Annotated in this window: 18 protein-coding genes; 11 read left to right on the top strand and 7 right to left on the bottom strand. The window is 69.1% G+C overall.

The annotated features are described in order from the left end of the window. Nucleotides 1-43: 43 nt before the first annotated feature. Nucleotides 44-550: a transcriptional regulator NrdR gene (nrdR, locus tag ACFUCU_RS12865; protein WP_377972991.1), complete on the top strand. Its 507-nt coding sequence runs from the start codon at nucleotides 44-46 to the stop codon at nucleotides 548-550. Between the two features lie 156 nt (nucleotides 551-706). Here nrdR and ppgK read toward each other — a convergent pair whose 3' ends face one another. Together ppgK and map are read right to left on the bottom strand one after the other, a co-directional pair. Continuing rightward, nucleotides 707-1,510 (bottom strand): polyphosphate--glucose phosphotransferase, encoded by an 804-nt coding sequence (ppgK, locus tag ACFUCU_RS12860; RefSeq protein ID WP_377972990.1) that lies wholly within the window; start codon nucleotides 1,508-1,510, stop codon nucleotides 707-709. Between the two features lie 83 nt (nucleotides 1,511-1,593). Next, nucleotides 1,594-2,472: a type I methionyl aminopeptidase gene (gene map, locus ACFUCU_RS12855; protein ID WP_290258168.1), complete on the bottom strand. Its 879-nt coding sequence runs from the start codon at nucleotides 2,470-2,472 to the stop codon at nucleotides 1,594-1,596. 71 nt (nucleotides 2,473-2,543) lie between these two features. On the opposite strand from map, the gene ACFUCU_RS12850 reads away from it, so the two are divergent. After that, the gene (locus tag ACFUCU_RS12850; protein WP_290258167.1) at nucleotides 2,544-2,708 is read left to right on the top strand and encodes an SPOR domain-containing protein; all 165 of its coding nucleotides are present in this window, start codon (nucleotides 2,544-2,546) and stop codon (nucleotides 2,706-2,708) included. A 122-nt stretch (nucleotides 2,709-2,830) separates the two neighbouring features. Next, the gene (locus ACFUCU_RS12845; protein ID WP_290258166.1) at nucleotides 2,831-3,391 is read left to right on the top strand and encodes a YceI family protein; all 561 of its coding nucleotides are present in this window, start codon (nucleotides 2,831-2,833) and stop codon (nucleotides 3,389-3,391) included. A 28-nt stretch (nucleotides 3,392-3,419) separates the two neighbouring features. Here the strand turns inward: ACFUCU_RS12845 and panB are convergent, their stop codons facing one another. After that, a complete protein-coding gene (panB, locus tag ACFUCU_RS12840; RefSeq protein ID WP_377972989.1) occupies nucleotides 3,420-4,313 on the bottom strand; it encodes a 3-methyl-2-oxobutanoate hydroxymethyltransferase in 894 nt (297 codons plus the stop codon). 263 nt (nucleotides 4,314-4,576) lie between these two features. On the opposite strand from panB, the gene glnA (ACFUCU_RS12835) reads away from it, so the two are divergent. The 6 genes from glnA (ACFUCU_RS12835) (at nucleotide 4,577) to ACFUCU_RS12810 (ending at nucleotide 12,419) form a co-directional block, all read left to right on the top strand. After that, a complete protein-coding gene (glnA, locus tag ACFUCU_RS12835) occupies nucleotides 4,577-5,917 on the top strand; it encodes a type I glutamate--ammonia ligase (protein WP_138769615.1) in 1,341 nt (446 codons plus the stop codon). 9 nt (nucleotides 5,918-5,926) lie between these two features. Next, complete coding sequence (locus ACFUCU_RS12830; RefSeq protein ID WP_377972988.1) at nucleotides 5,927-8,935, top strand: bifunctional [glutamine synthetase] adenylyltransferase/[glutamine synthetase]-adenylyl-L-tyrosine phosphorylase; 3,009 nt, start codon at nucleotides 5,927-5,929, stop codon at nucleotides 8,933-8,935. A 121-nt stretch (nucleotides 8,936-9,056) separates the two neighbouring features. Then, entirely contained in the window at nucleotides 9,057-10,586 is a 1,530-nt protein-coding gene (locus ACFUCU_RS12825; protein ID WP_377972987.1) for an amino acid ABC transporter substrate-binding protein/permease, read from the top strand. Continuing rightward, nucleotides 10,583-11,332, top strand: coding sequence for an amino acid ABC transporter ATP-binding protein (locus ACFUCU_RS12820; protein WP_377972986.1), 750 nt, complete (start codon nucleotides 10,583-10,585; stop codon nucleotides 11,330-11,332). Before ACFUCU_RS12825 ends, ACFUCU_RS12820 begins: the two co-directional genes overlap by 4 nt. A gap of 4 nt (nucleotides 11,333-11,336) precedes the next feature. Then, nucleotides 11,337-11,867, top strand: coding sequence for a GNAT family N-acetyltransferase (locus tag ACFUCU_RS12815; RefSeq protein ID WP_377972985.1), 531 nt, complete (start codon nucleotides 11,337-11,339; stop codon nucleotides 11,865-11,867). Between the two features lie 24 nt (nucleotides 11,868-11,891). Further along, nucleotides 11,892-12,419 carry a DinB family protein gene (locus tag ACFUCU_RS12810; protein ID WP_377972984.1) on the top strand — a complete coding sequence of 176 codons (528 nt, stop codon included), beginning with the start codon at nucleotides 11,892-11,894 and terminating at the stop codon, nucleotides 12,417-12,419. A 105-nt stretch (nucleotides 12,420-12,524) separates the two neighbouring features. On the opposite strand, the gene glnA (ACFUCU_RS12805) is transcribed toward ACFUCU_RS12810, so the two are convergent. Further along, nucleotides 12,525-13,949 carry a type I glutamate--ammonia ligase gene (gene glnA, locus ACFUCU_RS12805; RefSeq protein ID WP_290258158.1) on the bottom strand — a complete coding sequence of 475 codons (1,425 nt, stop codon included), beginning with the start codon at nucleotides 13,947-13,949 and terminating at the stop codon, nucleotides 12,525-12,527. A gap of 298 nt (nucleotides 13,950-14,247) precedes the next feature. On the opposite strand from glnA (ACFUCU_RS12805), the gene ACFUCU_RS12800 reads away from it, so the two are divergent. Next, nucleotides 14,248-14,685: an RDD family protein gene (locus tag ACFUCU_RS12800; protein ID WP_377972983.1), complete on the top strand. Its 438-nt coding sequence runs from the start codon at nucleotides 14,248-14,250 to the stop codon at nucleotides 14,683-14,685. Nucleotides 14,686-14,932: 247 nt separating this feature from the next. Here ACFUCU_RS12800 and ACFUCU_RS12795 read toward each other — a convergent pair whose 3' ends face one another. The 3 genes from ACFUCU_RS12795 to lipB all read right to left on the bottom strand — a co-directional run bounded on the left by ACFUCU_RS12795 (nucleotide 14,933) and on the right by lipB (nucleotide 17,456). Beyond that, entirely contained in the window at nucleotides 14,933-15,694 is a 762-nt protein-coding gene (locus ACFUCU_RS12795; RefSeq protein ID WP_290258156.1) for a DUF4191 domain-containing protein, read from the bottom strand. An 89-nt stretch (nucleotides 15,695-15,783) separates the two neighbouring features. After that, entirely contained in the window at nucleotides 15,784-16,791 is a 1,008-nt protein-coding gene (gene lipA, locus ACFUCU_RS12790) for a lipoyl synthase (protein WP_377972982.1), read from the bottom strand. Then, nucleotides 16,788-17,456 (bottom strand): lipoyl(octanoyl) transferase LipB, encoded by a 669-nt coding sequence (gene lipB / locus ACFUCU_RS12785; RefSeq protein ID WP_364137801.1) that lies wholly within the window; start codon nucleotides 17,454-17,456, stop codon nucleotides 16,788-16,790. Before lipB ends, lipA begins: the two co-directional genes overlap by 4 nt. A gap of 107 nt (nucleotides 17,457-17,563) precedes the next feature. Here lipB and ACFUCU_RS12780 point away from each other — a divergent pair, with 107 nt between their 5' ends. Then, complete coding sequence (locus ACFUCU_RS12780; protein WP_377972981.1) at nucleotides 17,564-19,414, top strand: serine/threonine-protein kinase; 1,851 nt, start codon at nucleotides 17,564-17,566, stop codon at nucleotides 19,412-19,414. Nucleotides 19,415-19,435: the final 21 nt, after the last annotated feature.

Raw genomic sequence — 19,435 nt, 5'->3', positions numbered from 1 at the left:
CAGCGGTGCTTCCTTCCGGAGTTGCGGCAGGAAAGGAAGAGACGTGTATTGCCCGTTCTGCCGTAATCCTGACTCCCGCGTGGTGGACAGCCGCATCGCCGACGACGGCTCGGCCATCCGCCGCCGCCGCCAGTGCCCCGAGTGCGGCCGCCGCTTCACCACCGTGGAAACCACCAGCCTCACCGTGATCAAGCGGTCCGGCGTGGGCGAGCCGTTCAGCCGGAGCAAGGTCATCAATGGTGTCCGCAAGGCCTGCCAAGGCCGGCCGGTGACCGAGGACGACCTCGCCATGCTGGCACAGGAGGTCGAGGAGACCATCCGCGCCGCCGGCGCCGCCGAGATCGAGGCCCACGAGGTGGGCCTGGCCATCCTGAACCCGCTGCAGCGCCTCGACGAGGTCGCCTACCTGCGGTTCGCCAGCGTCTACCAGGCGTTCGAATCCCTCGAGGACTTCGAGTCCGCGATCGCCCTGCTCCGCCACGAGGCCGTGGCCAAGGGGTTGGAGGGCCAAGGCCTCGACGGAAAGCCGGCCCAGAAGAGCCCGCTCTAGGCACCCACAGACTCCGGTGGTGGCAACGGAGGGGAAGCCGCAGCCACCACCGGCTCCACAGTGAGATCCGAAAAAGAAGAACCGGCCCGCAGTTGGACAACTGCGGGCCGGTTCTTTGTTTCTGTGCGGGTCTTACTGCCTGCCCAGGTGAGCGGGCTACTTGGCCAGCTTGTGCGTCAGCGCCACCTCAATGGCCGCGCCCACGATGCCGGCGTCGTTCTTCAGCTCGGCGGGAACGATCGGGGTCCGCAGCGACATGTGGGGCAGGTACTCGTCCGCGCGCTTGGAGATGCCGCCGCCGACGATGAACAGCTCGGGGGAGAAGAGGAACTCCACGTGCGAGAAGTAGCGCTGCAGCAGCACGCTGTACTCGGTCCAGCTCAGGCCGTCGCGTTCGCGGGCGACGGCGGAGGCCTTGCTCTCGGCGTCGAAACCGTCGATCTCCAGGTGGCCGAGCTCGGCGTTGGGGACCAGCTTGCCGTTGAAGATGAACGCGGAGCCGATGCCGGTGCCCAGGGTGATCACCAGGACGGTGCCGTCGACGCCCTTGCCGGCACCGTAGCGGGCCTCGGCGAGGCCGGCGGCGTCGGCGTCGTTGATGACCTCCACCGGGCGGCCCAGCTTGGCGGTGAGCAGCGCGTCGATGTCCAGGTTCAGCCACGCGTGGTCGACGTTGGCGGCGGAGTGGACCACGCCGTGCTGGATGATGCCCGGGAAGGTCACGCCGACGGGGCTGTCGGCGTCCGGGGCGTCGGGGCGCTTGGACAGCTCGGCCACCACCTGGGCGACGACGTCGGCCACGGCCTCCGGCGTCGAGGGCTGCGGGGTGGGGACCCGGAGCCGGTCGCCCACCAGCTTGCCCTTCTTCAAGTCGACGATGCCGCCCTTGATACCGGTGCCGCCGATATCAATGCCGATCAGCGGGGCGTTCTTCTTCGACTTGTCGTCCTTCTTGGCCAATGTGTGTCCGTTCGTGGCTGGGGGCAGGGGCTGGGGACGCGCGCTGCGCGGCTCGTGCTGAAAGGTGGTGCGGGGACTGCGGGTCAGGGGAGGGTGAGGACCTCGGCGCCGGAGTCGGTCACCAGCAGCGTGTGTTCGAACTGCGCGGTGCGTTTCCGGTCGCGGGTCACCACGGTCCAGTCGTCGGCCCACATGTCCCACTCGATGGTGCCGAGGGTGAGCATGGGTTCGATGGTAAAGACCATACCCGGCTCGATCACGGTGTTGTAGGCGGGCGCGGCGTCATAGTGCGGGATGATCAGGCCGGTGTGGAATGCCTCGCCCACGCCGTGGCCGGTGAAGTCGCGTACTACGCCGTAACCGAAGCGCTTGGCGTAGGAGGCGATGGTCCGGCCGATCACGTTGATCTCCCGTCCCGGGGCCACCGCGCGGATTGCCCGGCGCAGCGACTCCTCGGTGCGTTCCACCAGCAGCCGGGACTCCTCGTCGACGTCGCCCACCAGGAAGGTGTGGTTGGTGTCGCCGTGGACGCCGCCGATGAACGCGGTGATGTCGATGTTCAGGATGTCGCCGTCCTGGACCACGGTGCTGTCCGGGATGCCGTGGCAGATGACCTCGTTCAGCGAGGAACACAGCGACTTCGGGAAGCCCCGGTAGCCCAGCGTGGAGGGGTAGGCCTTGTGGTCAAGGAGGAACTCGTGGCCCACCCGGTCCAGTTCGTCCGTGGTGACGCCAGGTTCGATGTGCTTGCCCACCTCGACGATCGCCTGGGCGGCGATTTTCGAGGCAACGCGGATCTTCTCGATGGTCTCCGCGGACTTCACCTCGGACCCGGTGAATTTCGCCGGCGCGGGCTTCCCCACGTACTCCGGACGCGGAATCGACGCCGGCACGGCACGCTGCGGGCTGATCGTGCCCGGGACAAGGGTGCCAATGGGTGCAGTCGAGGTGAGGGAAGGCATAGATTGATTCTATAAGCAGTGGCCTAAGCCGAAAAAAATGCAGCCGCCCGGCACGTGCAGAAGGAGATCCGATGGCCGAGTATTGGTACAACGTCAACACCCACGAGATCGAGGAGGACGCGATGTCGGACTGGAGCCAGCTCATCGGCCCGTACAAGACCCGCGAGGAAGCCGAACACGCCCTCGAGAAGGTCAAGGCACGCAACGAGGCGTGGGACAAGGGCGACGACGACTAAACAGCCACCCCGGGCGCGCTCCGGCGCCCGTCGGCGGCTCCGGCCAGGGCCGGGACACCGTTCGCATTACCATCCATCCATATCCGGGTGCCGGTACGACCGGTACCGCTAGGAGGTTCATCATGGCCGAACTCTCTCCGGAATACGCGGGACAGTGGCGCTTCGACCCAACCCACACGCGGATCGGGTTCTCCACCCGGCACGCGATGGTCACCAAGGTCCGCGGGGCCTTCAACGACTTCGACGGCGTGATCACCGTCGATCCCGTGAACCCGGAACGCTCCTCGGTGGAACTGACCGTCAAGGTGGCGAGCATCGACACCCGCAACGCGGACCGGGACCAGCACCTGCGCACCAACGACTTCTTCGACGCCCCCACCTACCCGGAAATCACCTTCAAGAGCAGCCGGGTGGACCAGGTGGACGAGGGCCACTTCATCGTCATCGGCGACGTGACCATCCGCGGGGTGACCAAGGAGATCTCCATCCCGCTGGACTTCATCGGCGTCGAGCGGGACCCCATGGGTAACCTCCGGGCCGGCTTCGAGGGATCGCGGCGGATCGACCGGCAGGACTTCGGGCTGAAGTGGAACACCGCCCTGGACTCCGGCGGCGTCCTGGTCTCGGACAAGATCACCCTCGAGTTCGAGGTCTCCGCCATCAAGGTCGAGGACGCCTCCTAAGGCCCAGTCAGCCTAGGGCGCAGCCCGCCTAAAAGGAATGCTCGGGGCCCGGGAACTGCCCGGAACGGACGTCGTCGCCATAGGCGCGGGCGGCGTCCGTCAGGGTGGTCCGGAGGTCCGCGTACTGCTTGACAAATTTGGCCATCTTCCCGCCGCGCAGCCCCGCCATGTCCTGCCAGACCAGCACCTGGCCGGTGGTGGCGTTGCCGGCCCCGATGCCGATGGTGGGGACATCGAGGGCGGCGTCGACGGCGGCCGCCGTCGTGGCCGGGACCATCTCCATCAGCACGCAGAACGCCCCGGCGTCGGCCAGGGCCACCGCATCCTCGATCAGGCGCGAGGCGTCGTCGCCCCGGCCCTGCACCCTGTAGCCGCCCAGGGCGTGCTCGCTCTGCGGCGTGAAGCCGATGTGGGCCATGACCGGGATGCCGGCCTGGACCATGGCGCGCACGGTGTCCGCGTAGAACGCCCCGCCTTCCATCTTGACCGCGTGCGCCAGACCCTCCTTGAGGAAGCGCACGCCGGTCGCGACGGCCTGCTCGGCCGAGACCTCGTAACTGCCGAACGGCAGGTCCGCCACCACCAGGGCGCGGCGGGCGGAGCGGGTCACGGCCCGGCACAGCGGCAACAGCTCATCGACGGTCACCGGCAGGCTGGTCTCGTTGCCGAAGACGTTGTTGGAGGCCGAATCCCCGACCAGCAGCACCTCGATGCCGGCGTCGTCGAAGATCTCCGCGCTGTACTGGTCATAGGCGGTAAGCATGGCGAAGCGTTCGCCCTTCTCCTTCGCCTGGCGCAGGTGGTGGGTGCGGATCCGCCCGGCGGGCTTCGCGGCGGCCGGCGCCGCCTGCGCGGGGCCGGCGCCGTAGGGGGCGGGAAGTTCTGCGGACATGCCGGAATCGGGGCTGGTGCTGGGGGCCATGGAATGAGCGTAGTGCGATACCGGGGGTCCTAGCTACCGGAGGGGCCGGCGTGACCTGCTCCGGAGCGCCGTCCGGGACGCCGTCCGGGACGCTCCCGGGTGGCCGGACCAGGGTGTTGTGTTAACGCTGGGTTACGCGCCCGGGCCGGGCCAGCAATCGGCGGTAATGATTAGTAGAGTGAACCGTGAGCAGCTGCGGGCGCCGCCGCCGGCCATGGGCCGGCGCGCGCCGAGGCACGGACGAAGACCCGGAAAGAGGCACTATGGACCGCCAGCAAGAGTTTGTCCTGCGGACGATCGAGGAGCGCGACGTGCGGTTCGTGCGTTTGTGGTTCACCGACGTCGTCGGCTCGCTCAAGTCCGTGGCGCTGGCGCCTGCCGAAGTCGAGGGCGCCTTCGAGGAAGGCCTGGGCTTCGACGGCTCCTCGATCGAGGGCCTGGCCCGCGTGTTCGAATCCGACATGCTGGCCCAGCCGGACCCCTCCACCTTCCAGATCCTGCCCTGGCGCGGTGAGACCGAGGCGACCTCGCGGATGTTCTGCGACATCCTCACCCCCGACGGCGAGCCGTCCGCCGCGGACCCGCGGAATGTCCTCAAGCGCAACCTGGCCAAGGCCGCGGACATGGGCTTCACCTGCTACACCCACCCGGAGATCGAGTTCTACCTGCTGAAGTCTCAGCAGCCCGGCCCGGACGGCGCCCCGGTTCCCGTGGACGAGGGCGGTTACTTCGACCACGTCCCCGGCGGCGTGGCCCAGGACTTCCGCCGCACCGCGGTGACCATGCTCGAATCCGTGGGCATCTCGGTGGAGTTCAGCCACCACGAGGCCGGCCCCGGCCAGAACGAGATCGACCTGCGCTACGCCGACGCGCTGCAGACCGCGGACAACATCATGACCTTCCGCACCGTGATCAAGGAGGTCGCGCTGCAGCAGGGCACGTACGCCACCTTCATGCCCAAGCCGTTCACCGCGCACCCGGGCTCCGGCATGCACACCCACTTCTCGCTCTTCGAGGGCGACACCAACGCGTTCTACGAGGCCGGGGCCGAGTTCCAGCTCTCCGAGACCGCGCGCCAGTTCATCGCCGGCATCCTCAAGCACGCCCCCGAGTTCACCGCCGTCACCAACCAGTTCGTGAACTCCTACAAGCGGCTCTGGGGCGGGGGAGAGGCGCCCAGCTACCTCAGCTGGGGCCACAACAACCGCTCCGCCCTGGTCCGGGTGCCGCTGTACAAGCCGGGCAAGGGCCAGTCCGCGCGGATCGAATACCGTGGCATCGACTCCGCCGCGAACCCGTACCTGGCCTACGCCGTGCTGCTGGGCGCCGGGCTGAAGGGCATCGAGGAGGGCTACCAGCTGCCGGCCGCGGCCGAGGACGACATCTGGTCGCTGAGCTCGGCCGAGCGCCGCGCCATGGGCCATGACCCGCTGCCGGCCAGCCTGCACGACGCGATCCGGACCATGGAGGATTCGGAGCTGATGCCGCAGATCCTCGGCGAGCAGGTCTTCGAACACTTCCTGCGCAACAAGCGCGCCGAGTGGCAGGACTACCGGCTCCAGGTCACGCCCTACGAGCTGCAGCGCAACCTGGCGATCCTCTAGGGGAGTCCGGTGAGCCTGGCTCGGCGCCTGATCGCCGCGGGGTTCGACGACCTCGACCGCGGCGAACGCTTCCTGGCCGCCCCCGAACTCGAGGGGCTGGACCGGGAGGCGCTGTTCGCCGGGCTCCGGCTCGCCGCCAACCCGGACACCGCCCTGCTGTCCCTGGTCCGGCTGATCGAGAAGAACCCGGACCTGCGCCGGCTCGCCGCGGATCCGGAGCGCAGCGAGCCGCTTTACCGGGTGCTCGGCGCGTCCGAGGCGCTGGGGGAGTTCCTGCTCCGCCACCCGGGGCACCTGGCCGCGTTCGACGCGCCCGTCAGCCCCGAACCGGTCCCGGCGGACCCCGCCGCGCTGCGCACCCGGCTGCTGCAGTCCGTCCGCGCCGACCCGAAGGCCGCGCGACCCGTCGCCGGGCTGACCGGCCAGGACGGCTACGCCGCGCTCCGGACCGCGTACCGCCGCGGCGTCGTGGACCTGGCCATCAAGGACCTCTGCGCGGCTGACCCGCTGGATTACCTGCCCGCCGTCGGCGCCGAACTGGCGGACCTCGCCGCCGCCGCCATCGAGGCGGCCCTCGCCGTCTCCCGGGCCGAGGCGGCGGAGCAGTTCGGGGCGGATGACGTCGCCGCCGTCGGGCTCGCCGTGATCGGCATGGGCAAGTGCGGCGCCCGCGAACTGAACTACATCTCCGACGTGGACGTTATCTACGTGATCGACGGCGGCCCGCTGGAGGACGCCCGCGCCGCCACGATCGGCACCGCCCTCGCCTCCGGCCTCTCCCGCGCCATCATGTCCACCGGCAAGGAACCCGGCCTCTGGGAGGTCGACGCGAACCTGCGGCCCGAGGGGAAGTCCGGGCCGCTGGTGCGCACCCTGCCCTCGCACGAGAGCTACTACGCGCGCTGGGCCGAGAGCTGGGAGTTCCAGGCGCTGCTGAAGGCCCGGGCCATCGCCGGCGACGCAGACCTCGGCGCCCGCTACGAGGCCGCCGTCGCGCCGCTGATCTGGTCCTCCGCCGGCCGTGAGGGCTTCGTCGAATCCGTGCGGTCCATGCGCCGGCGCGTCACCGAGCACATCCCGTCCGACGAGGAGCAGCGGCAGCTCAAGCTGGGCCGCGGCGGCCTGCGCGACGTGGAATTCACCGTCCAGCTGCTGCAGCTGGTGCACGGGAAGTCCGACGAGTCGCTGCGCTGCCGGGACACCACCGCCGCGATCGCCGCGCTGTCGGCCGGTGGCTACATCGGCCGCACCGACGCCGCGGAATTCGACCGCGACTACCGCTACCTGCGGCTTCTGGAGCACCGGATCCAGCTCTTCCAGCTGCGCCGCACCCACCTCATGCCGGTCAAGGAGGCCTCGCTGCGGTCCCTGGCCAAGGCGGTCCTGGGCTCCCTCTCCGACGACCGTCCGCACCCGGACGCGCTCCTGGACGACTGGCGCAAGACCAAACGCTCGGTCCGGGAACTGCACGACCGGATCTTCTACCGGCCGCTGCTGAACACGGCCGCCGCCCTCAGCACCGAGGAGGCCCGGCTGACCCCGGAGGCCGCGCAGGGCCGGCTCGCGGCGCTGGGCTATCTGGACCCGCCCGGCGCCATGCGGCACATCGAGGCGCTGACCGCGGGGGTGAGCCGCCGCGCCGCGCTGCAGCGCCAGCTGCTGCCGATCCTGCTGGGCTGGCTCGCCGAGGGCGTGGACCCCGACGGCGGCCTGCTGGCCTTCCGCCGCGTCAGCGAGGCCCTGGGCACCACGCACTGGTACCTCGGGCTGCTGCGGGATTCGACGGCGGCCGCCGAGCGGCTCTGCCATGTGCTCTCCAACTCCCGGCTGATCGCGGACCTGCTGGAGGTCTCGCCCGAATCGGTGGCCTGGCTCGGCTCTGACAAGGACCTGGTGCCGCTCAGCTACGAGGCGCAGTGGCTTGAAATCACCTCGAAGATGTCCCGCCACTCGGACCCGGAGAGCGCCATGCGGCTGATCAGGCTGATCCGCCGCCGGGAGATCCTCCGAATCGCCATCGCGGACAGCGCCGGGCTGTTGGACCAGGACCAGGTGGGTGCCGCCCTGGCGGACACGGATCGGGCCGCGGTCCTCGGCGCCCTGCGCGTGGCCGAGACCGTCGTCGCCGCGGGCGAACCGCTGAAGACCCGGGTGCTGGTGGTGGCCATGGGGCGGCAGGGCGGCCGGGAGATCGGTTACGGCTCGGACGCGGACGTCATGTACGTCCACCGCGGCCTGCCCGGCGTCTCCGAGGAGGAGGCGCAGCAGCAGGCGGCCCGGATCGTGGGCAAGCTCTCCAGCCTGCTGACCCAGCCGCTGAAGCCCGCCGTGCTGGCCGAGCGGGTCCTCATGGTCGACGCCGACCTGCGCCCCGAGGGCAAGAACGGGCCCATGGTCCGGTCGCTGGAGTCCTACGCGGAGTATTACCGGCGCTGGTCCCTGGTCTGGGAGGCGCAGGCCCTGCTCCGGGCCCGCCCGATGGCCGGCGACGACGACCTCGCCGCGGACTTCATCGCCCTGATCGACCCGATCCGCTACCCCGAGTCCCTCGCCGAGCAGGACGTCCGGGAGGTCCGCCGGATCAAGGCCCGGGTGGAGTCCGAACGGCTGCCCCGAGGCGCGGATCCCGCCCGGCACCTGAAGCTGGGCCGCGGCGGCCTCAGCGACGTCGAGTGGCTCGCCCAGCTGCTGCAGCTGCGGCACGCAGGGAGGCACCCGGAACTGCGGACCACCTCCACCGTGCAGGCCCTCGAGGCGGCCGCGGAACTCGAATTGCTGGAGGCCGGGGAAGTAGTGCTGCTGCTGCGTGCCTGGCGGCTGGCCAGCAGGATCCGCTCCGCCAACGTCATCTGGACCGGCCGCGCCTCGGACCTCCTGCCCTCCTCCCGCCGCGACCTTGAGGCCGTGGCGCGCTGGTGCGGCTACGGCCAAGGCAACGCGGCCGCACTTGAGGAGGACTACCTCCGGCTGAGCCGCCGCGCCCGTGCCGTCTTCGAGCGCGTTTTTTACGGCCAGTAGCCGCCCGTGACCCCTGTGCGGCGCCCTCCCGTGCCGCCGGAGGCCAAATGCGGGTAGCCTCGAGGGGTACTTTGCCGGTCCCACGGGCCGTCACCCGCACTTACCTAGGGGTTGTTCTACCTTGCCCAGACTCCAGCAGGCCGGGTCCTCCCGGCCGCGGACGGCCACCCTCCTCGGGGCGTTGCTCGCGTTCGCCGCACTGATCCTCGGGGCCCCCGGCGCGGCCGCGGCGCACGCCCAGGGCGCCTCCGCGGCCGCCCCCGCGGCTACTGTCGCCGCACAGCCGGGAACCGCGCCGTCGAGCGTTGCCGGGAAGACCTACGTCATCGGGACGGACACCACGTTCGCCCCGTTCGAGTTCCGCGACGCCGGCGGCGACCTCACCGGCATCGACATGGACATCATCCGGACGATCGCCAAGAACCAGGGCTTCTCGGTCGAGATCAAGTCCCTCGGCTTCAACGCCGCGCTGCAGGCGCTCTCCTCCAACCAGGTGGACGGCGTGATCGCCGGCATGTCCATCACGGAGCCGCGCAAGCAGATCTACGACTTCTCGGACCCCTACTTCGAATCCGGCGTCCAGATGGCGGTGGCCAAGAACAACACCGATATCAAGGGCTACGAGGACCTCAGGGGCAAGACCGTCACCGCCAAGACCGGCAGCGAGGGCGAGACCTTCGCCAAGTCGATCGCCGGCAAGTACGGCTTCACGGTCAAGTCCCTGGACCAGTCCGCCACCATGTACGAACTCGTCAAGTCCGGCAACGCCGTCGCCGTCTTCGACGACTACCCGGTGCTGGCCTACGGCATCAGCCAGAACAACGGGCTGAAGTCCGTCACCGAGAAGGAAAAGGGCGGCTCCTACGGCTTCGCCGTCAACAAGGGCCGCAACCCGGAACTGCTCAAGGCCTTCAACACCGGCCTCGCCGACCTGAAGTCCAGCGGCGAGTACCAGAAGATCCTCGACAAGTACCTCAAAGACCCCACCCAGGCCACCTCCTCCAGCTTCTGGGACCTGCTCGCGAACAGCTTCCCGGCGCTGATGAAGGGCCTCGGCAACACCGTCCTGGTCACGGCGATCTCCTTCGTCCTGGCCATGCTGATCGGCCTGTTCATGGGCTTCTTCAAGATCTCCACCTCGGTCATCCTGCGCGGCATCGCCACCACGTTCGTCAACATCTTCCGCGGCACCCCGCTGCTGGTCTGGGCGTTCTTCTTCTACTTCGGCATCCCGCAGCTCACCGGACAGCCCATCGACATCTGGGTCGCCGCCGTCCTGACCCTGAGCCTGAACTCGGCGGCGTACATCACCGAGATCGTCCGCGGCTCCATCCAGTCCGTGGAGCCCGGCCAGTTGGAAGCCAGCCGGAGCCTGGGCCTGGGCTACGCAAAGTCCATGCAGAAGGTGGTGGTCCCGCAGGCCTTCAAGATCATGACCCCGTCGCTGATCAACCAGCTGATCATCATGCTCAAGGACAGCTCCCTGCTGCTGGCTATCGGCTTCGCCGAACTGCTCTACCAGGGCCAGCAGATCTACGCCGGCAACTTCCGGATCACCGAAACCCTGCTGATCGTGGCGGTGCTCTACTTCGTCGTCATCATGCTCCTGACCAGGCTGGCCAACTTCGCGGATAAGAGGTTCAACAAATGACCACGGCAGCTACCCCCGCCAGCAAGATCTCGGTCCGGGAACTGAAGAAGTCCTTCGGCAGCAATGAGGTCCTCAAAGGCATCAACGCCGAGGTGGCCGAGGGCGAGGTGGTCTGCGTGATCGGCCCCTCCGGCTCCGGCAAGTCCACGTTCCTGCGCTGCCTGAACAAGCTCGAGGACATCACCGCCGGCCACGTCACCGTGGACGGCTTCGACGTCACCGACCCGAAGGTGGACATCAACGAGGTCCGCCGGCACATCGGCATGGTCTTCCAGCACTTCAACCTGTTCCCGCACATGTCCGTGATCGAGAACATCATGCTGGCACCCGTTGAATCTAAGAAGCAGACCAAGGACGAGGCCCGCGCCAACGGCCTGAAGCTGCTGGAGCGGGTCGGGCTCGCCGAGAAGGCCGACGCCCGTCCGGCGTCGCTGTCCGGCGGCCAGAAGCAGCGTGTGGCGATCGCCCGGGCCCTGGCGATGAATCCGGACATCATGCTCTTCGACGAGGCCACCTCCGCGCTGGACCCGGAAATGGTCGGCGAGGTGCTGCAGGTCATCAAGGACCTCGCCGCGGAGGGCATGACCATGGTCCTGGTCACCCACGAGATGGGCTTCGCCCGCGAGGTGGCGGACCGGGTGCTGTTCATGGCCGACGGCGTCATCTGCGAGCAGGGTGGGCCCGAGGCCCTCTTCGGCAGCCCGCAGCAGCAGCGCACCCGGGACTTCCTCTCCAAGGTGCTCTAGGACCGTGGCACGACTCCCGGCTGCCCCGCATGTGTGGCTGATTCCTTTGAAGGACCTCGACGACGACGCCCGCGCCGTCAAGCTCGGGGAGCTGGCCGGCGTCGAACTCGGCGCCGGCCAGGACCGGTTCGTCGGCGAGCCGCTGCGGATGGCCCTGATGGGCCTGGCCGAGGAGTCGCGGCACCCGTACGTGCTGGACGTCGACGGCGCCGCGGTGGGCGCCGCGACCCTGCAGTCCGGCGCCGCCCGCTCCGCCGGCTGGGCCGACGACGATTCGGCCTGGCTGCTGCGCGGTTTCGCCATCGACCGGCGCGCCCAGGGCCGCGGCTACGGCACCGCCGCGGCCCTGGGGGCGGTCCGGGAGGCCGCCCGGCTCACCGCCGCGCTCGGCGGGACCCAGCGCGGCGTCGTCCTCTCGGTCAACGAGGCGAATCCTGCCGGGCAGGCGGCGTACCGCAGGGCCGGTTTCGAGGACTGGGGGCAGTATCTCGGGGGGAACGCCGGGCCGCAGCGGATCATGTACCGCGCATTCTGACGGCTTCGCCTTAGACTGGCGGCCATGACTGCCAACCCCGTCACCGATCCCCGTCCCGAACCGGGCCCCACCGCCGATGAGCGCACCACCCTCACCGGCTTCCTCACCTGGCACCGCCAGACACTGGAGCTCAAGTGTGCCGGCCTGGCCCCGGCCGACCTGGCCCGGGCCGCGGTGCCGCCCTCCACCCTCTCGCTTCTGGGCCTGGTGCGGCACCTGGCCAATGTCGAGCATCATTGGTTCCGGGGGATGCTGGCCGGCGGGAGTGCCCCGGCCCCGTTCGAGTCGGACGAGGACCCGGACTACGACTTCAACGGCGTGGAACCCACCGCCGAGGCCGTTGGCGAGGCCTGGGCGGCCTGGCGCGCTGCCGTGGACTTCGCTGACGCCTTCGTCGCCGCCGCGCCGGACCTGGAGGTCACCGGCAAGCACCACCGCCGGGGCGACGTCTCGCTCCGCTGGGTGCTGGTGCACATGATCGAGGAGTACGCCCGCCACAACGGCCACGCGGATCTGCTGCGCGAACAACTCGACGGCGCCACCGGCGAATAACTGCGCATTCACGAGGACGCCTTAACGAGGAAGCCTTAAAAAAGGAACGGCCCCCGCCACAAGGCGGGGGCCGTTCCTGTTCCTACCTGCGTCTTATGTCAGGGACTAGACGCCGTAGTAGAGCTCGAATTCGTACGGGTTCGGGCGCAGCGAGAGCGGACGGATCTCGTTCTCGTACTTGTACTCGATCCAGGTGTCGATCAGGTCCTGGGTGAACACGCCGCCGGCCTGCAGGAACTCGTTGTCTTCGGCCAGTGCCTCCAGGGCCTCCTCGAGGGTGCCCGGTGCTTTGGGGATGTCCTTGGCCTCCTCGGCGGGGAGCTCGTAGAGGTCCTTGTCGATCGGAGCCGGCGGTTCGATCCGGTTGCGGATGCCGTCGATGCCGGCCATCAGCTGTGCGGCGAACGCCAGGTACGGGTTGGAGGAGGGGTCCGGAGCGCGGAACTCGATGCGCTTGGCCTTCGGGTTGGAACCCGTGATCGGGATACGGATACCGGCGGAGCGGTTGCCCTGCGAGTAGACCATGTTGACCGGGGCCTCAAAGCCCTTGACCAGGCGGCGGTAGGAGTTCACCGTCGGGTTGGTGAAGGCAAGGACGGCGGAGGCGTGCTTGAGCAGTCCGCCGATGTACCAGCGGGCGGTGTCGGACAGGCCGGCGTAGCCCTTCTCGTCGTAGAACAGCGGCTCGCCGCCGTTCCACAGCGACTGGTGGCAGTGCATGCCCGAGCCGTTGTCACCGAAGACCGGCTTCGGCATGAAGGTGACGGACTTGCCCCAGGCGTCGGCGGTGTTCTTGATGACGTACTTGAACTTCTGCAGGTCATCGGCTGCGTGGGTCAGGGTGGTGAACTTGTAGTTGATCTCGGCCTGGCCGGCGGAGCCAACCTCGTGGTGGCTGCGCTCGACCTCGAGGCCGGCCTCGTCCAGGGCGACGCACATGGCGTCGCGCAGGTCGGCCTGCTTGTCGGTGGGGGAGACCGGGAAGTAACCGCCCTTGACGGGGGTCTTGTAGCCCAGGTTGCCGCCCTCTTCCTCGCGGCCGGTGTTCCAGTGGGCTTCCTCGGAGTCGATCTTGTAGAAGCTGCCCTGCGGGGAGGACTGGTACTGGACGTTGTCGAAGACGAAGAACTCGGCCTCGGGGGCGAAGAACGCGGTGTCGGCGATGCCGGTGGAGGCCAGGTAGGCCTCGGCCTTCTCGGCTACGCCGCGCGGGTCGCGGTGGTACGGGTCACCGGTGCGGGGGTTGACGATGGAGAAGTTCAGAGCGAGGGTCTTCTCGATGCGGAAGGTGTCCACGAACGCCGTCGTGACGTCCGGGATGAGCTGCATGTCCGACTCGGCGATGCCCTGGAAGCCGCGGATCGACGAACCGTCGAAGAGCTGGCCGTTGACGAAGAAGTCCGCGTCGACGCTCTTTGCCGGGACGTTGAAGTGCTGCTGCACGCCGGGGAGGTCGGTGAAGCGGATATCGACGAATTTGATGTCTTCGTCCTTGATGAACTTGAGGACTTCGTCCGCAGTCTTGAACATCTATGCTCCTTACGCATATGAAAGGTCGGGCCCCAGGGGCCGTACGGGCCAGCGCAGTCCGACGCCGGGGACAGCGCACTGCCGTCCCCGCTCAGGATCCCGCTAACAACTGTTACCACCCTAGGGATTGGGAGTTTCCCCGCGGTGTCAGCTTTGTTTCGCGCAGGTTACAAACCGCGCTGACCCTCTAAAGCTAGCCGGTGTCCACACTGTGGCCTATCCATGTCCGCGATTTGAGCCGTTTAAGTCCACACTGTGAATGCTCCGACGGCCTGCCGGTGGCCGGTAAACTTGGCAGGTGGTAGATCGTAAAGACCTTGGCTCCTGGCTCAGCGGACCGGATACCTCCGGCATCTCCAAGTACCCGGGGGAGCGGCTGGGCCTGCCCGAATCCGGCCCCGGTTCGATGGCCCGGGCCGGCCGCCGAATCGTCGCCATCTGCATCGACTGGGGCATCGCCTTGCTGATCAGCAACTTCGCCTTCGCCGGCAATTCCTGGGCCACCCTCGCCGTGTTCGCGGTGGAGCAGGCCCTGCTGGTGGGAACCCTGGGCTACAGCATCGGCCACCGGGTGGTGAACATCCACGTCGTCCGGCTCGGCAGCGGGCCGGCCGGACCGCTTGCCGGTGCGGTCCGTGCGCTCCTGCTCTGCCTGGTGATCCCCGCCGTCATCTTCGACCCGGACCACCGCGGCCTGCACGACAAGGCCGTCAACACCATCCTGATCCGCCGCTAGCCCGGCCGGGCGGCGGTACACCGCTGGACCGCCGTCGTCGTCCTCGCTGTCGTGCCGCATGGCTCCCACTCGTCCGTTCCGCCCGGGCTCGTCGTTTCCAATCCGCGATCCCGCACCCTACCGGCGGGCCGAACCCCCGAACCGCCATCAGCGCCAGCCCCCACCGGCCGCGAACCAGCACTTAAACGCAGGACGCCCCGGTTCCTGGCCAATGGCCTGGACCGGGGCGTCCGGTGGGCTGCGGTGCTTAGCGGCCGCGTGCTGCCTTGCGGTCCGGGCGCGCCTTGTATGGGTCGATGCCCTTGGGGATCGGCAGGCGGTTGCCGAGCGAGGAGATGCGCTTGGAGACGGTGCTGACCTCGGTTTTGGTGAGCTCGTTCTTCATCTTGCCCATCTTGCGGGCGACCTGGCTGATGGGGGTCTGGCCCTCGCCGCGGCCGCTTTCGATCACGTGGATGGTCACGTTCGGCAGGATGCGGGCCAGGCGCTTGCGTTCGCCGTCGATCAGCGGCTTGACGCGGTGGCTGGGGCCCTCGCTGACCAGCACGACGCCGGGCCGGCCGATGGCGCGGAAGACGGCGTCCTGGGTGCGGGGGTTGACGGCCACGGGCTGGTCTTCGGTGATCCAGCCGCGGCGGAGCGTTCCCAGCGCCGCGCCGGAGGCGCCGGGCTGGTTCTCGATCTGGGCGAAGGCGGCGCGCTCGGCGCGGCGGGACAACACCAGGGTGGCGGCGAGGACACCGAGCACGATGCCGATGATCAGGCCCGTGATCCAGTTCTCCAGCAGGAAACCGACCAGCAGGGCAACCGCGACGGTGCCGAGGAACGCCAGCAGGATCAGCCACGTCACCATCGGGTCGTGGCGCCGGGTCATCTGGAAGACGTCCTTGATCTGCTTCAGCCGGCTCGGCTTCTTGACCTTGGCTTCCTTGGTCTTACGGGAAAAAAGGCCACGCTTCGGCGCTTCGGCTGAAGAGGTGGACGTGCTGGAGTCGGAGGAATTCGCCATAATGCCTTAATTCTACGTGATGCACGGCTCAGGGCCGGACGCCGGATCTCTCCGGCGCCGGCCCTGGCTGGCAGTGCGGTGCGGGTGGTTCAGGAGTGTGCCGCGAGCAGCGAGCTGGCTTCCTGGCGGGTGCTTCCGGAGCTCTCGATGTGCGCGAGTTCGGCCGGGATTTCCCAGCCCTTCTTGCGCATCGCGGTGGCCCAGAGGCGGCCGGCGCGGTAGGAGGAGCGGACCAGCGGGCCGGACATGACGCCGAGGAAGCCGATCTCGTCCGCTTCCTGCTGCAGTTCCACGAACTCCTGCGGCTTGACCCAGCGGTCCACCGGGAGGTGGCGCTCGGACGGGCGCAGGTACTGGGTAATGGTGATCAGGTCGCAGCCGGCCTCGTGCAGGTCGCGGAGCGCCTCTGAGATTTCCTCGCGGGTTTCGCCCATGCCCAGGATCAAATTGGACTTGGTGACCATGCCCAGGTTGCGGCCCTGGGTGATGACGTCGAGGGAGCGCTCGTAGCGGAAGGCCGGGCGAATCCGCTTGAAGATCCGGGGGACGGTCTCGACGTTGTGGGCGAAGACCTCGGGCTTGGAGTCACAGATCGCCGCGATGTGCTCGGGCTTGCCGGAGAAGTCCGGGATCAGGAGCTCGACGCCGGTGCCGGGGTTCAGCTCGTGGATCTTGCGGACCGTCTCGGCATAGAGCCAGACACCCTCGTCGGCGAGGTCGTCGCGGGCCACGCCGGTGACGGTGGCGTAGCGCAGCTGCATTGACTGGACCGAGCGGGCCACCTTGGTGGGCTCGAACATGTCCACGGGGGAGGGCTTGCCGGTGTCGATCTGGCAGAAGTCACAGCGCCGGGTGCACTCGGAGCCGCCGATCAGGAAGGTGGCTTCCTTGTCTTCCCAGCACTCGAAGATGTTGGGGCAGCCGGCCTCTTCACAGACGGTGTGGAGGCCTTCCTTCTTCACGAGGTTCTTGAGCTGGACGAACTCCGGGCCCATCTGGACCTTGGCCTTGATCCATTCCGGCTTGCGTTCCACCGGGGTGGCCGCGTTGCGCTGCTCAATACGCAGCAGCTTGCGTCCTTCTGGTGCCAGGGTCACAGCAGGGCTCCTTCATGGGTAGCGACGAGGGCTTCTTCATTCTTGCGCAGTTCTTCGATGATCCGCGACACGAGGTCTGCCGGGGCGACGTCCCGGCCGGTTTCCTGCGCGATCGTCGTGACGCCGGCGTCGGTGATGCCGCAGGCGATGATCTGGCCGTACGGGGCCAGGTCGTTGTTGCAGTTGATCGCAAAGCCGTGCATGGTGACGCCCTCGTGGACGCGGATGCCGATCGCCGCGATCTTGCGGGCGGGTCCCTTCTCGTCCGCGTCGATCCAGACGCCCGCGCGTCCCTCGATTCGGACGGCATCGATGCCGTAGTCGGCCAGAACGGCGATCATCACGGACTCCAGGCGCTCGACGTAATCGCGGATGCCGGCGGGGTTCTTCAGCTTGATGATCGGGTAGCCCACCAGCTGGCCCGGGCCGTGCCAGGTGAGCTTGCCGCCGCGGTCCACGGGCACCACCGGGGTGCCGTCGAAGGGACGTTCGTGGTCTTCGGTGCGCTTGCCTGCGGTGTACACGGCAGCGTGTTCAAGCAGCAGGACGGTGCTGGGCGCCGTGCCGGCGAGGACCTTCGCGTGGAGTTCGCGCTGGATCTCCCAGCCGCGGGTGTAGTCGATGAAGTCCGGGGCAAGACCCAGCTGTTGGAACTCAAGAGTCATGGAATCCAGCTTAGACCTCGCCCCGTGCCCCAACCGATTCTGTGGTCAAACTCTCACGCCTGTGGATAACTTCTGCGGCGTCGCGGAAAAGCGCGTATTCATGGGCTATGGACGAATCTGCGCGCACTATTCACGGGGAGCCCGGGCGCCCCGACGTCGAGGGTTACCGGGTGGGCCGGATGCTGGGCCGCGGCAGCTCCGCCGTCGTCTGGCTCGCCACGGAGCAGGCCTCCTGCGCGAGCGTAGCGCTCAAGTGTTTCGACCGTGGCCCGTCCGGGGTCGGCGGTGTGACGGAGCCTGGTCCCGAGACGGAGGAGGCCGTCCGCCGGGAGGTGCGCATCCTCTCGGTGGTGGAGCACGCCCACCTGGTGGGGGTGCGGGACGTGGTGCGCTTCCGGGCGGGCGACGACGGCGGGACCGGGCTGGCGCTGGTGCTCGACTACGCGCCGGGCGGCTCGCTCGCGGAGCTGATCGCGGCGCGGGGCAGCCTGGGGGCGGGGGAGACCGTCACCATCCTCACCCCGGTGGCGCAGGCGTTGAGCTACCTGCACGGCAGGGGCTTCACCCACGGGGACGTCTCACCCGGGAACGTGCTCTTCACGGCGCACGGGAAGCCGCTGCTCTCGGACCTGGGCGTCGGGCGGATGATCGCCGACGCCGCCGATGCGCACCCGGCCGGGACCGGCGGCTTCCAGGACCCCACCCCTGTGGATCCCTTCCGTGCCGGGCTGCAGCCGGAGGCCGATGTCTACTCCGTCGCGGCGCTCGGCTGGTATTGCCTCACCGGTACCCCGCCACCGCCGGAGCCGCAGCGTGCCCCGCTGCCGTTGCTGGTGCCGGGCGTTCCGGCCGCCCTGACCGCTGCCCTGGAGTCGGGCCTGCGGCTCGACCGCCGGCTTCGCCCCTCCGCGTCCGACTTCGCGGCGGCCGTGTACCGCTCGGCGACGGCGGCCCCGGTGGACCTGACCGTCTCGGCCCACCCCACGGTTCTCCCGGAGCTCCTGACGCGTCGTTCCGGCCCGGCCACGCCCCGGGAACGGCGGGCGGCCCGGCGTTCCGCCGTGGTCCTGGCGCTGCTGCGCGGGACCGCCGCCGCGCGGGTGCGGCTCGGACGACGTGGTCGTGGGGATGGGGCACAGCACAGACCAGGAGGCCGTGATGAACCTGCGCGGCTCGGGACAGGAACCCGTATTGACCCGCCGCGGGTCGGTACCGGTGTCCCCGGGGAGCTGACGCGGCGGGCGGAGGTGCGGTTGCGGCGGAGCCCCGCTGTCCCCGCGGGTAAGTCACGGCGGCAGATGGGGCGGACCCGGCACCGGGCCGTGGCCCGGCGGGCCTCACTTCGCCGGGCCATCCTCATGGCACTCGTGGCGATGGCCGCCGCGGCGGTACTGGTGTTCCTGCCGGCGCTGGGCGACCCGGATTCAACCCTGCGGCAGGCGGTACAGGCGACGGCTCCCGCGGCTGCCACCGCAGACGCAGCACCCGACGGGAACCGGGATGGCATCCCGGCCGATCTGGTCCCCCAGCTCTCCGCCGCCCGGCCCGAGGAGGCGGTGCAGGGCCTGGCCCGGCTGCGCGGCCTGGCACTGCGGACCGGAAACCAAGCCCTGCTGGCGCGGGTCACGGAGCCAGGGTCACCCGCCGCGGCGGCCGACGCCGGGGTTGCCGCCCGGCTCGCCGCGGACGGTCACGTCCTCGACGGGTTCGAGCAGCGGCTGCTGGAGGTGCGGTCCCGGCCCCTTGGCAGCACGTGGACGGGCGGGGCAGGTGCCCTCCCGGACGACGGCGCCCGGGTCCAGCTGGCGGTCACGGTCGCGACTCCGGCCTATCGGGAGCTGGACCGGGACGGTGCGCTCGTGGCGGAGGCGGCAGCAGCCGGAGACCAGCGGCTGATTCTGGTGATGACCGCCGTCGACGGGAGGTGGCGGATCCGCGAAATCCTGCCGGCCGTCTAAGCACGCCCGCGCGGAGTCGAT

It is taken from the genome of Arthrobacter sp. NPDC057259 (genome assembly GCF_042668995.1).
Lineage (GTDB): Bacteria > Actinomycetota > Actinomycetes > Actinomycetales > Micrococcaceae > Arthrobacter.
This window is presented reverse-complemented; position numbering and strand designations above follow the sequence as displayed.

Coding starts and splice junctions, on each gene's coding strand:
- map (WP_290258168.1), bottom strand. CDS start 2,472: ATGCCTTCCCTCACCTCGACTGCACCCATTGGCACCCTTGTCCCGGGC.
- ACFUCU_RS12850 (WP_290258167.1), top strand. CDS start 2,544: ATGGCCGAGTATTGGTACAACGTCAACACCCACGAGATCGAGGAGGAC.
- ACFUCU_RS12845 (WP_290258166.1), top strand. CDS start 2,831: ATGGCCGAACTCTCTCCGGAATACGCGGGACAGTGGCGCTTCGACCCA.
- panB (WP_377972989.1), bottom strand. CDS start 4,313: ATGGCCCCCAGCACCAGCCCCGATTCCGGCATGTCCGCAGAACTTCCC.
- glnA (WP_138769615.1), top strand. CDS start 4,577: ATGGACCGCCAGCAAGAGTTTGTCCTGCGGACGATCGAGGAGCGCGAC.
- ACFUCU_RS12820 (WP_377972986.1), top strand. CDS start 10,583: ATGACCACGGCAGCTACCCCCGCCAGCAAGATCTCGGTCCGGGAACTG.
- ACFUCU_RS12810 (WP_377972984.1), top strand. CDS start 11,892: ATGACTGCCAACCCCGTCACCGATCCCCGTCCCGAACCGGGCCCCACC.
- glnA (WP_290258158.1), bottom strand. CDS start 13,949: ATGTTCAAGACTGCGGACGAAGTCCTCAAGTTCATCAAGGACGAAGAC.
- ACFUCU_RS12795 (WP_290258156.1), bottom strand. CDS start 15,694: ATGGCGAATTCCTCCGACTCCAGCACGTCCACCTCTTCAGCCGAAGCG.
- lipB (WP_364137801.1), bottom strand. CDS start 17,456: ATGACTCTTGAGTTCCAACAGCTGGGTCTTGCCCCGGACTTCATCGAC.
- ACFUCU_RS12780 (WP_377972981.1), top strand. CDS start 17,564: ATGGACGAATCTGCGCGCACTATTCACGGGGAGCCCGGGCGCCCCGAC.